Raw genomic sequence first — 12986 nt, 5'->3', positions numbered from 1 at the left:
GCTCCGACACTCTATCAATAGATGAGATTAAGCAATTGTGTGAAACACTTCATCAAGATGCGCAAAACGCAGAATTAAATGATGAACTACTCGCAAAGTTGCAACGCGGCGCACCTTCTACCTTTCAAAATGAAGTTGATGATATAGCCGAAGCCTTTGATGAATTTGATTTTGATAAAGCACACGTAATACTTGAAACCTTACTTGAAAAACTAACAAACGATGAGTATTAATTAATGGATTTTACGACAGATAGGCCACGGGTATTAATTGTTGACGATGAGCCTGCAAATCTAAAAGTAATGCGCGAAGTGTTAGGTAATCAATATCGTATGTCGTTTGCTAAATCGGGTGATGCCGCACTAGCACTACTTGAAAAAGAACTACCAAAGCTAATTTTGCTCGACATAATGATGCCAGATATGAATGGCTTTGAAGTGTGCCAAATAGTTAAGAGAAATCCTAAAACATCACACATCCCAATTATTTTTGTAACTGCGCTTGGCGATGAAAGCGATGAATACAAAGGTTTTGAGTTAGGCGCAGTAGATTATATTACTAAACCAATAAGCCCTGCCATTGTAAGAGCAAGGGTTAATACTCACTTGTCGCTAGTACAAGCAGAGCAATTAAAGCAAGCTCATGTAGATTTAGTAGAACGTCTAGGCCGTGCAGCGGAATATAAAGACACCGACACGGGTGAACATATAGTGCGCATGAGCCAATACAGTAAAGTATTAGCGTTAGCACTAGGTATGGATGAACAACGAGCAGAACTTCTACGTCAAGCCGCCCCAATGCACGATGTAGGAAAAATAGGTATTCCTGACGCTATCCTACTCAAACCTGGAAAGTTAACCTCTGAAGAGTTTGATCATATGAAAGAACACGCCACCATTGGCGCGCAAATTTTAGCAAACTCATCATCTCCTTTACTACAACTTGCGCATACACTTGCAATTGAACACCACGAAAAATGGGATGGCTCAGGCTATCCTAACGGGATCAAAGGCGAGGAAATATCAGTTGAAGGTAGAATTGTTGCTATAGCTGACGTATTTGATGCACTTACCTCAAAACGCCCTTACAAAGAGGCTTGGAGCGTAGAGAAAACAGTTTTGCATATGCAAGAGCAAGCAGGAACTCATTTCGATCCCGCTCTAATCGAGCTATTAGTAAAAAACTTAGACGATATTATTGCTATAAAAAATGCAAATCAAGAAAGCTAATTCTTTTTAGCACTGTGAGAGCCAAGCTCAACATTTGGGTAACAAGATTTTATATAACGATAGTCATGTGACGTAATTTCATGGCTATTGCCACTTTCGTCTTTAAAGTACATAGAAAACGTTACACCATGATCTGCTAAAACTACTTTTATATTTAAACTCTCAAGATGAATACGCCATTGAATAAATTGATCCCCTGAGGCCAAAAATGCAATCCCTTTACTGCGCCCCTCTCCTTCAAACAATGCTAAACGAGTGGTTGAACAACCATCTTCAAGCGTTAAAGGGCCTCGCCCATCCTCATCCCAAAAGGCAAGTTCTGGCACTACGCTAAAACCTAAAACCCGCTCATACCACTTAACGGCATTAGCTAAGTTATCAACATTTAAATGGCAATGATCAATGCCAGATAATTTCGGTATGCTTGTATTATTCACGTTACTCACCAATTTCTGACTTTAATTGCTCTAAAAACTCATGCATATACCTTGTTCGTCTGTTCGCCTCTGCTTTAGCTGATGGGGTATTCATACTATCGGCAATATGTAATAACTTTATGAAAAAATGATCAAGCGTGTATGTTTTATCATCAGCCTCGCGTTCAACACAAAAAGGGTCATTTGGGTTATATAATAACCGAGAAATTGAGCCACCAACTTTCATGCATCGGCTAACGCCAATAGCGCCCAATGCATCCATTCTGTCGGCATCTTGTACTATTTGCGCTTCAACTGTTTTAATTTTTATATTTGCGCTGAAGCTATGTGCTGCAATTGCATGATGAATCTCATCAAAAAGTGACTCGTCATAATTAATCGATTTTAAAAACTCCAATGCCTTATCAGCTGCCATAGTAGAGGCTTTTGCACGATCAGGGTGGTTTTTAGCCACAGCCACACAGTCGTGCATCCACGCTGCAGGTAATACTACTGACATGTTTGCCTGCTCCGCATTACATAACTGTATTGCAACGCGCACCACTCGCTCTATATGAGTAATGTCATGAGCAACATCGGCATGCACTAAAGAGGCGATAAACCCTCTACATTGTGAGTTAAGTATTTCTAAATCAGGGCTTAAAGCGACGTCAGACAAAGTTAGGTTCCAAAAAGCTAATTAATCAATGAATTATCCGTACTTTACCGTGCTTTATGCCACCCTTGCAAAACATTCATTGTATGTTGCTCCTTGCTTGACTAAAATACAGCGCTTATTTATTACTACTGAGAAGCCTTATGTCATCTGCCGTTTACCTACAAGCTGGTCGCGATAAATCATTAAAAAGAAAACACCCTTGGTTATTTTCAAAAGCCATCAAAAAAATTAAAGGTAAACCTGGATTAGGCGACACAGTAACGATTCACGACAGCGAAGGTAAGTTTTTAGCAACTGCTGCATATAGCCCTCACTCACAAATTCGTGCACGTGTTTGGAGCTTTGACGAAAAAGAAGTCATCGATCAACACTTTTTTGAACGCCGTTTACGTCGCTCATTAGAAGCCCGTAGCCAAGTTATTGAAGAAGGCGGATTAACAGGGTTTCGCTTATGCGCTGCTGAGTCTGATTACTTACCAGGCGTTACAATAGATAAATTTGACAACGTATTAGTGTGCCAGCTATTAAGCGCCGGTGCCGAGCGCCATAAAGGCGAGATTGTAGGCGCCTTGATGTCTATTTTCCCCGGCTCTAGCATATATGAACGTTCTGACGTAGATGTACGTACTAAAGAAGGCTTAGAACCAATTAAAGGCGCACTTTGGGGGAATGAACCAAAAGAGCCTGTGCTTATTGAAGAAAACGGCTTAAAAATCGAAGTTGATATAATTGAAGGTCACAAAACAGGATTTTACTTAGATCAGCGTGACAGCCGTGCTGCACTTGAGCGCTTCTCAAGAGGTAAAACTGTCCTTAACTGCTTTAGTTACACAGGTACATTCTCGTTGTATGCCCTGCGTGGTGGATGTGAGCATGTAACTAACGTAGATGTATCGCAACCCGCTTTAGATACAGCAAAGCGTAATGTTGAGCATAACAACTTAGATTTAAACAAAGTGAGCTTTGTTAAGCAGGATGTATTTAAATTATTACGCCAATACCGCGACGAAGGTAGACAGTTTGATACCATCGTAATGGACCCACCAAAATTTGCTGATAATAAAGCGCAGTTAACGGGAGCGTGTCGTGGCTATAAAGATATCAACATGATTGCCATGCAAATACTAAAACCAGGCGGAACACTATTAACATTCTCATGCTCTGGTTTAATGGAACAAAACTTGTTTCAAAAAGTAGTAGCCGATGCAGCACTTGATGCAGGTAAAGACCTACTGATAATGGAGCGATTAAACCAGGCAGCCGATCACCCAATTGCTGGCAGCTACCCTGAAGGCTTTTACTTAAAAGGCTTAATCTGTAAGGTTTTTTAATATCTACTATTGAGTTTAACTGAATTCGATTTAGTTAAACTCAATGATTTCAAGACCTGCTGTTACCGTGCCATCATCTTCTTTGCTGGCACGTATTACTTTTGCAGTTGCATTTAAAGGCGCAATACTTGGATGAGTCGAATCAATGTTCACCGCCAGTAAGGTATTAGGTTCAAGCAATTCATCTAAATGAATTGATAAACCTGTTGCACTTAAATCCACGCACTCTGCGGCAAAACTTAAACCCGCTATTGGTTCTATCGTTGTTAAATTTGCAGGCGTGTTAATCTGCATGCGTCTAAAATTTCGCTTATCATCAGTAAACATATGTTACCTCTAAACAACCGTGTTAATTTCTTCCAACAAAGCACCCACTGAAAATGGCTTTACAACATACGCGTTACAACCAGCATCAAACCCTGCTTGTTTTTCAGATGGGGACTCCAGGCCCGATACCATAACAACAGGAATATTTTTTGTTTCAGGTGTGTGCTTCAGCATTCGGCATGTATCATAACCATCAAGACCAGGCATACAAACATCAAGCAAAATTATATCTGGCGGACTCGCAATTGCTGATGCAAGGCAGCTTTGCCCTGAATCTGCGTAACTAACATCAAATTTCGACGCTAGTGCGGCTTTGAGCATTTCAAAATTAAAATACTCGTCATCTACCACTAAAAGTCGCTTTGTTTTATGTTCAATCGATGAGGACATAACTATGTCGCTTCCTTTTCAAAACAAAAATAAATCCTTCTATTAAGGTACTAAGCTTAATAGAAAATGCAAGTTTTATTCTATCTCTTTTATCGCATTAAGTACCCGCTTGGCTGAAATTGGGTAAGGCGTTCCTAGTGTTTGAGCAAATAACGACACTCTAAGCTCCTGTTGCATCCAAAAAATAGCGGTTACCTCTTGTGGTATAGGCAACCCTTTAGGCGTTTTATTAACTACTTTTTTATACTCTTGCGCAACTTTATCTAGCTCTAGTACGCATAACCTATCACGATTTGGATCCACAGGCAGCTTTTCTAAACGTTTTTGAATCGCTTTTAAATAACGAATTAAATCCGCTATTTTATCTGCGCCATGCGCGCTCACAAAACCTTTAAATATAAGTGACTCAAGCTGTGACTTTATATCGCCGTGCGCGGTTATCATGGTTAAATCTACTCGCCCTTTCATCTTTTTATGCAGCGCATGAGCAATACTTAATACTTGCTCAACTTGCGTTGCAATCGATACCACTGCATCACCCAGCTCACCGCGTATTTGCTCTTTTACTGTTTCAAATGCTTTTTCGTCGCGTATATCACCATGTTTTAGCAATAAACTATCAACACCAGCGGCAATACAGTCATCAATTAAATCAGCTATTTTACCAAATGGGTTAAAGTACAAACCCAGCTTTGCCTTATTCGGTAAGTTTTGTTGTAAGTACTTAATTGGCGATGGCACATTTAATAGTACTAAACGGCGCAAACCTTGTTGATGTGCTTGCTGCGCTTTTGCTTCGCTATCAAAAAGCTCCACTGCAGCGGCTGATTTTTTATCCACCAGCGCAGGGTATGCTTTTATCTCATATTGACCTTGCTTTTTAACGTATGAAGCGGGTAACTCACCAAAATCCCATTGTGTTAAGTCTGACTTTTCAATGCCTTTATCGGCTACTTTAGAGAGTGTTTCGGTGACTTCACCTTGCAGCTCTGCTTTGAGCTTGGCTAAATCAAGTCCTCGTGCAAGTAACTTATCGCTCTCATCACGTACTTCAAACTGTAATCGTAAATGCGGGGCTAATGCACTTAAGTCCCATGCCTCTGGATCAACCCTCACACCTGTCATTCTCAATAAACGCGTCGTTAATGCATCAATTAAGCTCCCTTGCATTGGCTCAATAGCTGCCAGCACTGCATCAGCATAGTTTGGTGCTGGCACAAAATTACGACGAAGCGATTTAGGCAATGACTTTATAAGTCCACTTATTAGCTCATGCCTAAATGCTGGTATGTGCCAGTCAAAACCACTTTCTTGCACTTGATTCAACAGCGCGACCGGTATTTGTACCGCAACGCCATCAACGGCTTGGCCTGGGTCGAAATGATAAGCAAGCGGCAATATAATATTGTCTTGCTGCCATGTGTCAGGGTAGTCAAACTCAGTGATATTACTTGCACCATGCTGCATTAACTCTTCACGAGTCATGTGTAGGTAATGCTTATTTTGTTGTTTTTGTGTTTTATACCATTTTAAAAATGCAGCGCGGTTATTAATTTCTTTGGGTATTTTTTTATCGTAAAACTCAAATAACGTTTGCTCATCAACTAAAATATCACGACGACGTGACTTATTTTCCAGAACTTGAATATCTTCTATTAGCTCACGGTTAATCGCTAAAAAGCCCTCGTTTAAGCCAAGTTCTTGCTCAACTAATGCAGTGCGCACAAAAAGCTCTCGACTCACTTTAGGGTCTATGTTGCTATAAACACAGCGGCGTTTATTTACAACAAGTAAGCCGTATAAAGTTTGCTGTTCAAACGCGATTACCGCACCTGGCTTTTTCTCCCAATGAGGTTCTGTGTAACTACGTTTTACTAGGTGTTGTGCTAATGGCTCTACCCAGTTAATGTCTATTTTTGCATTTGTGCGGGCATATAATTTACTGGTTTCTACCAGCTCTGCTGACATGATCCATTTAGGGCTCTTTTTAAATAAACCTGAACCCGGAAAAATATGAAACTGACTATTACGTGCGCCTTTGTATATTTGTTTTTCATCTTTAAAGCCAATATGGCTTAGCATCCCGCTTAACAACGCTTTGTGAACAAGTTCGCCATCAGCCGCTTGGCTGGTTGCTTTCATGCCCATTTCGTTACACACAGTACTTATTTGATAAACAATATCTTGCCATTCACGCAGGCGCATATAGGCTAAGAAGTCTTTTTGACACAGCTTTCTAAATTGGCTATTAGTCAGCTCGCTTTGCTGCTCTTCTAGGTAATTCCATAAGTTTAAAAAAGCGATAAAATCAGAATCTGGATCATCAAAACGACCGTGTTTTTCATTGGCAGCAGCACGTTTTTCTTGTGGGCGTTCACGTGGGTCTTGAATAGACAACGCCGCCACAATAATAATCACTTCACGCAATGCGCCAAGTTTATGGGCTGTTAGCACCATTTTCGCTAAACGTGGGTCAACGGGTAATCGACTAAGCTCTCTGCCCGATTGAGTTAGGCTGGTTTTACTATCGCGTTTAGCTGGTTTTACCGCTTGTAGCTCTTCAAGCAATGTTAGGCCATCATTAATATTGCGGCTATCTGGCGCTTGTACAAACGGGAATTGCGCCATATCACCAAGCCCTAGCGCCAACATTTGTAAAATAACAGACGCAAGGTTAGTACGCAGTATTTCAGGGTCGGTAAACTCTGGACGTGATAAAAAATCATCCTCAGAATACAACCTAATACAAATACCCGCTTCAACACGTCCACAACGACCCATACGCTGATTAGCACTTGCTTGTGATATAGGCTCTATTGGTAGGCGCTGTACTTTTGTACGATAGCTGTAGCGACTTATACGCGCAGTACCTGGGTCTATTACATAACGAATACCTGGCACGGTGAGTGACGTTTCGGCTACGTTAGTCGATAAAATAATATGACGACGAGAATGCGGCGCAAATATACGGTTTTGCTCTGCGTTAGATAAACGCGAGTAAAGTGGCAATACATCGGTGTGTTTTAAATTACGCTTGCTAAGTGCATCTGCGGTATCGCGTATTTCACGCTCACCATTTAAAAATATGAGAATATCGCCAGGGCCTTCAGCGCACAGCTCATCAACGGCATCAAAAATACCTTGTAGCTGATCGCCCTCCGCTTCCATATCATCTTTATTAATATCAGTAATAGGGTTGTAGCGCACATCAACAGGGAAAGTACGACCCGATACTTCTATAATGGGCGCATCATCAAAGTGCTTTGAAAAACGCTCAGGATCGATAGTCGCTGAGGTAATTATTATTTTTAAATCAGGGCGTTTTGGAAGCAGGTTTTTTAAGTAACCTAAAATAAAATCAATATTTAAACTACGCTCATGCGCTTCATCAATAATAATCGTGTCGTATTGATTTAAAAAACGGTCTTGCTGAATTTCAGCCAGCAAAATACCGTCGGTCATTAATTTAATATACGTATTATTAGATACCTGATCGCTAAAACGAATTTTAAAGCCAACTTGCTGACCAAGTTCACACTTCATTTCTTCAGCAATACGATTAGCCACCGTACGCGCTGCTAATCGACGTGGTTGCGTATGACCAATTAAACCATCAACACCACGACCAAGCTCTAAACACATTTTAGGTATTTGCGTTGTTTTGCCTGAGCCCGTCTCACCGGCAATAATAACCACTTGGTTATTTGCAATGGCGTCTTTAATTAATTCCTTTTTTTGACTTACCGGCAATTGCTCAGGGTAAGTCACTTTAGGGAGGCCAGCTAAGCGTTTATCGCGTAATTCTTGGCTACGGGTTATATCAGCCGCTATTTTTTCAAGCGCGTTGGCATGCTTGTTTTCATCGGTTATTTTTTTTACGCCATGTAAGCGTTTTTTGAAAATGAATTGATCTTTTTTTAAGCACGTTTTTAGCTCGCCAAACAACTGACCTAGGTTTACCACCCGCATACCTTATAAAATTAGTTAAAGAGCCGTAATTGTATCAAATTAAACGGCTGGGGTTAATCCTACAAAATGCATAACGCGGTGTTGTTTGTTATATAAACGCTGCTATTGAACTAAACTGTGAATAATAAATTTATTTTAAACAATTATTTTCAGGGCTAACTACATTGAATAAATTAAATGACGTTGGCTTATTCGTCACTAAAAATGCCCACGTAGGTCGCTTGCGTATTCGATTTACTTGCCCGATACATGCCAGAGGTATTAAACGGTAAGCTAATATTACCCTTTGTATCAATAATAATTACGCCGCCAGTGCCACCAATAGGCTTAAGCACGCCGTGTATAACTTCATCCCCTGCCTCAGCAATGGTTTTACCTTGATACTTAACTCGCGCACATATATCGCTTGCTACGTTATAGCGAATAAAATATTCACCATGCCCTGTTGCCGATACCGCGCACGATTCATTTTCAGCAAATGTTCCGGCCCCAATTACCGGCGCATCCCCCACACGACCATAACGTTTTGCGGTCATACCACCTGTTGATGTACCTGCAGCTAAATTACCATTTTTATCAAGCGCCACTGCGCCAACCGTGCCCATTTTGTAAGAGTTAGGTAATGCTTTGTGCGCGGCTTGGTACTCTTTACTGGTTGCTTTGGCTTTATCTAATTTTTGTTTTGCTTTTAAAAGCGCTTTGTAGCGAGGCTCGGTATCAAATAAGTTATTTTCGACAAGCTCAACACCTTGCTCTTTAGCAAACTCTTCAGCGCCTTGCCCACTAAGCATTACATGTACAGAGTTATCCATTACCAAACGCGCTAAGTTAATTGGGCTCTCAATATGCTTTACACCCGCAACTGCGCCTGCTTCACGGTTTCGACCATCCATTATGGATGCATCAAGCTCATGCCCGCCATCGTAGGTGTATACCGCTCCACGCCCTGCATTAAAATAAGGGGATTGCTCTAATACTGCAATTGCTGCAATCACCGCATCTAAGCTTTCGCCGCCTTGGTGTAATACTTCATAACCGGTCTCTACTGCCTCTGTTAATTTTGCCCGATACTCTTTTTCTTGAGCGGGTGTAAATCGTGCTTTTTCAATTGTCCCTGCCCCACCATGAATCGCAATGGCAAAAGGAGTCTCTGCAGCTACTGCGCTATTACTTAAAGCAACAAAGCTGCTCGCAAAAATCGCTAATAATGGTGTTTTCATAATGAGTTCTTTTATGGGGAAGTTATAAACTAATGTGAATGGTTACGGACTTAATTTCAACTAAAGTGAGTTTAATGGCATAAAAAAAGCGCCTTAAGGCGCTTTTTAAAACTTTACGTGTTTGTAATTAAGCTTGTTTAGCTTTTAAACGCGCTAAACGTGCTACTTGGTGAGTAGACGTTAAGAACGAGTAAATTGGTGCTAAGTAACCACGTTTACGAAGCTCTAAGAAATCAGCATCGCTTAACTCGTTTAGTTTTTTCTCATCGATAAGGTAAATACCGTTGATGTCTTTTTTCTCGCCTTTAATGTCTACTGTTAGCGTTTGCGCAATTAGTAGCTCTTTATCAGCAAGGAATTTAGTGAACGCTTCAGTTACTTGAGAAAACTCAATAAATGATACTAGCGCTTCTTTACGACGTTTTAGGTAATCTGTTTCTTCGCCGTTTTCAAATAATGCGTTACCTTCGTCTTCACCAACAAGCGCACTTGCTTCGTCAATTACGATACCGTATTGATCTTGATCTGGGTGTTTAACTAAACCCAGTGGGTAACGAGTAGATGCCATAGGTGCAAATGCTGCAGTCCATTTACCATCTTCTACAAAAAGGTTTTCGCCTGGCTCTAAACCAAACATAGCAACTGCTTGAAAAGTGCCTGTTTCGTTATTTTTAACGAATGACATTGGAAACTCGTTTGCTACACGTGCAAACTCATGTGCAACTACTGGCACTAAGTGTTGAGTTTTCATGAATTCTACATTGATGCCGTTTTGAATTTTAGTGTTGGCATGTTTTTCGTTGTGTAAAGGCTGTACTTGTTGCTCCGCCATGTTACTGCTCCGTTTATTTTAATTTATATGTTTCATTGTTAATGCCTTTAGGCTAATGCTTTTGAGCTAAAAAAGGAAGGGAAACTTTTATGACAACAACCATGAAAAAATAAAATTTAACTAAATCTGAACGTTGCTAAAAAACATACAGCTCAAACTCATAAATTTTGTTCAAAAACAACACACTTCGTGGTTGATTTTAATACAAAACAAAGTTATTCATTAACATTGGTTAACAGTTCAAAGCTATTTTTTTGCAGTGTTTAGGCTTAAATTTAAGCAAATAAAAAAGGCCGCTTATATAAGCGGCCTTTAAAAGTTAAATTGGCATCTAAATTAAGGTGCCCAATATACTTCAATATTGATACTTGGATGGTTAAGCACAGCGCGTAGTGGCATGTCATTCACATCGCCGCCCGCTTTTGCTTGCTTATAAACAGCGAGTTTTTCTTCACCGCTAATTAAAAGCTTAACCACTTTAGATTGCGCAATGGCATTTAACGTAAGCGTCATTCGCTCGGTAATACTACCGGTTACTTCACTTTGTATCGCATTAATTGCACATACTGTTTGCTCAGTTGTTAAACCATGCTCTAAACCGTCTGCATTTGGGAATAACGACGCTGTATGGCCATCTGGGCCCATACCTAAAATAGTTACATCATATGGGCTTTTTAGCTCGCTATAAGCCGCTTCACACTCTTGTACGCCCTGTTGAGCCGTTACTGCAGCGTTCTTCATAGTAATAAAGTTGGCAGCACTACCATGATTTTGTAATAAAGTACTTTTAATAAATGCTTCATTACTTTTTTCATGGCTTGGGTCTACCCAACGCTCATCAACCATAGCAACATCAATATGTTGCCAATCTAAATCAAGCGTTGATAAATGCTTATAAGCGGGCGCAGGAGACGAGCCGCCCGACACCATTAATACAGCACGGCCATCGTTTTTAATGCCATCACGTAATGATTGCTCAAGCGTTGCAGAAAGCTCAGCTGTTAACGCGTCTTTATCATCAAAAAACTTTTCAACTAGTGTTGCCATGCTTATACCTTATCGCCTGTGTTAAACCATACATGATTGTTTTCTGCCAATAATTCATCAGCATCATCAGGTCCCCAGCTACCAGCACGGTAAAGCGCTGGCTTGCCTTTGTCTTGCCAACGGTCGATGATTGGATCAATCCACTTCCACGCTTGACGAACTTCATCACGGTGAATAAATAACGACGGGTTATCAGCAGCGGCATCAAGCATTAAACGCTTGTACGCATCTGAGTGGAAACCATTGCTGTAAGCTTGTGAAAGCTCAATATTCATTGTTACTGGCTCAAGTTGCATTTGAAGATTATCAAGGCGCTTAGACATAAGCGTTAGTTGAATTGTTTCCTCTGGCTGCAAACGAATAACAAGACGATTTGGCTCGATATTACCCACGTTATCTTCGTAGATATTGTGAGATACTTTTTTGTATTCAACCACAATTTCTGCACAGCGCTTAGCCATACGTTTACCCGTACGAAGGTAAAATGGAACACCTGCCCAGCGCCAGTTATCAATATGCGCGCGAATAGCTACAAACGTTTCTGTTTTACTAGAACCTTCATTTAGCTCTTCTAAGTAACCCGGTACAATTTTACCGTTTAAGTCACCTGGTACGTATTGACCACGAACAATATTTTCATCAACATCACCATCTACAAGCGGGCGAAGTGCTTCTAATACTTTTAGTTTTTCGTTACGAATGCTGTTAGCGTTAAGCTTATTAGGCGACTCCATTGCAACTAAGCAAAGTAGTTGTAATAAGTGGTTTTGAACCATGTCACGAAGTGCACCGGCTTTATCATAAAAACCAGCGCGGCTTTCGAGACCAACCGTTTCTGACAAGCTAATTTGAATATTATCAATAGATTTAGCATCCCACATATTTTCAAACAATGAGTTTGAAAAACGCAGCGCCATTAAGTTTTGTACTGTTTCTTTACCTAAGTAATGGTCAATACGGAAAATTTGTTCTTCATTAAAAAACTCTGCAATTTTTCCATTAATTGCTTCAGCAGAATCACCGCAATAACCAATTGGCTTTTCAACAACAACGCGTGATGTAGGTGTAATTAAACCTTTAGTCGATAATATTTCACAACATGTGCCGTAAACAGCAGGCGGAAGCGATAAGTAAAACACGCGAGACTTAGTGCTTTCGTGCTCATCTAAAATGCCTTTTAGCACATCCCAGTTGTCGTCTGCTTCTGTAACATTACTTACCACTGGCACTAAAAAAGTAGAAAACGCTTTCCAATCTTTAGCGTTAAACTCACCTTTGCTTAAAAATTCTTGTAATGCTTTATGCGCTGTTTCTATGTATTCAGCACGTTTCGATTCTTCGCGCACTGTTGGTAGGATACGTGAGCCTTCAGGTAAGTTACCTTCTTGATATGCTCTGTACATTGCGGGTAGCAATTTGCGTAACGCAAGATCACCACCGCCCCCAAAAATTATAATATCAAAAGGATTAAGCATAGTTACTCTCTACGTTATGATACCCAGTACATTTTGTAAATGCGCGGGTATGCCTATTTATTGCTAGATTA

12 protein-coding genes are annotated in these 12986 nt (G+C 40.5%); 3 read left to right on the top strand and 9 right to left on the bottom strand.

The features are described 5' to 3' along the window. Nucleotides 1-233: hypothetical protein (locus tag H5120_RS18810; protein ID WP_182675756.1), on the top strand; the 233-nt coding region annotated here is incomplete at its 5' end. Between the two features lie 3 nt (nt 234-236). Further along, complete coding sequence (locus tag H5120_RS18805) at nt 237-1229, top strand: two-component system response regulator (RefSeq protein WP_002961438.1); 993 nt, start codon at nt 237-239, stop codon at nt 1227-1229. On the opposite strand, the gene H5120_RS18800 is transcribed toward H5120_RS18805, so the two are convergent. Then, on the bottom strand, nt 1226-1666 hold the full coding sequence (locus H5120_RS18800; protein WP_182675755.1) for a VOC family protein: 441 nt from the start codon (nt 1664-1666) through the stop codon (nt 1226-1228). The genes H5120_RS18805 and H5120_RS18800 overlap by 4 nt on opposite strands. Before the next feature lies 1 nt (nt 1667). Beyond that, on the bottom strand, nt 1668-2324 hold the full coding sequence (locus tag H5120_RS18795) for an HD domain-containing protein (protein ID WP_039487345.1): 657 nt from the start codon (nt 2322-2324) through the stop codon (nt 1668-1670). Between the two features lie 140 nt (nt 2325-2464). On the opposite strand from H5120_RS18795, the gene H5120_RS18790 reads away from it, so the two are divergent. Further along, the gene (locus H5120_RS18790) at nt 2465-3655 is read left to right on the top strand and encodes a class I SAM-dependent methyltransferase (RefSeq protein ID WP_182675754.1); all 1191 of its coding nucleotides are present in this window, start codon (nt 2465-2467) and stop codon (nt 3653-3655) included. 30 nt (nt 3656-3685) lie between these two features. Here the strand turns inward: H5120_RS18790 and H5120_RS18785 are convergent, their stop codons facing one another. The 7 genes from H5120_RS18785 to zwf all read right to left on the bottom strand — a co-directional run bounded on the left by H5120_RS18785 (nt 3686) and on the right by zwf (nt 12915). Then, entirely contained in the window at nt 3686-3982 is a 297-nt protein-coding gene (locus H5120_RS18785; RefSeq protein WP_182675753.1) for a PilZ domain-containing protein, read from the bottom strand. Nucleotides 3983-3991: 9 nt separating this feature from the next. Next, complete coding sequence (locus H5120_RS18780; RefSeq protein ID WP_024597850.1) at nt 3992-4372, bottom strand: PleD family two-component system response regulator; 381 nt, start codon at nt 4370-4372, stop codon at nt 3992-3994. A 75-nt stretch (nt 4373-4447) separates the two neighbouring features. After that, entirely contained in the window at nt 4448-8335 is a 3888-nt protein-coding gene (hrpA, locus tag H5120_RS18775) for an ATP-dependent RNA helicase HrpA (RefSeq protein WP_182675752.1), read from the bottom strand. 194 nt (nt 8336-8529) lie between these two features. Continuing rightward, nucleotides 8530-9561: an isoaspartyl peptidase/L-asparaginase family protein gene (locus H5120_RS18770; protein WP_182675751.1), complete on the bottom strand. Its 1032-nt coding sequence runs from the start codon at nt 9559-9561 to the stop codon at nt 8530-8532. Nucleotides 9562-9688: 127 nt separating this feature from the next. Further along, a complete protein-coding gene (locus H5120_RS18765) occupies nt 9689-10393 on the bottom strand; it encodes a SapC family protein (RefSeq protein WP_024597622.1) in 705 nt (234 codons plus the stop codon). A gap of 336 nt (nt 10394-10729) precedes the next feature. Continuing rightward, a complete protein-coding gene (gene pgl, locus H5120_RS18760; RefSeq protein WP_182675750.1) occupies nt 10730-11440 on the bottom strand; it encodes a 6-phosphogluconolactonase in 711 nt (236 codons plus the stop codon). Between the two features lie 2 nt (nt 11441-11442). Beyond that, a complete protein-coding gene (gene zwf / locus H5120_RS18755; protein WP_024597624.1) occupies nt 11443-12915 on the bottom strand; it encodes a glucose-6-phosphate dehydrogenase in 1473 nt (490 codons plus the stop codon). Between the last annotated feature and the right edge of the window lie 71 nt (nt 12916-12986).

Source organism: Pseudoalteromonas sp. SR43-2 (assembly GCF_014163885.1).
Classification (GTDB): domain Bacteria; phylum Pseudomonadota; class Gammaproteobacteria; order Enterobacterales; family Alteromonadaceae; genus Pseudoalteromonas; species Pseudoalteromonas distincta.
This window is presented reverse-complemented; position numbering and strand designations above follow the sequence as displayed.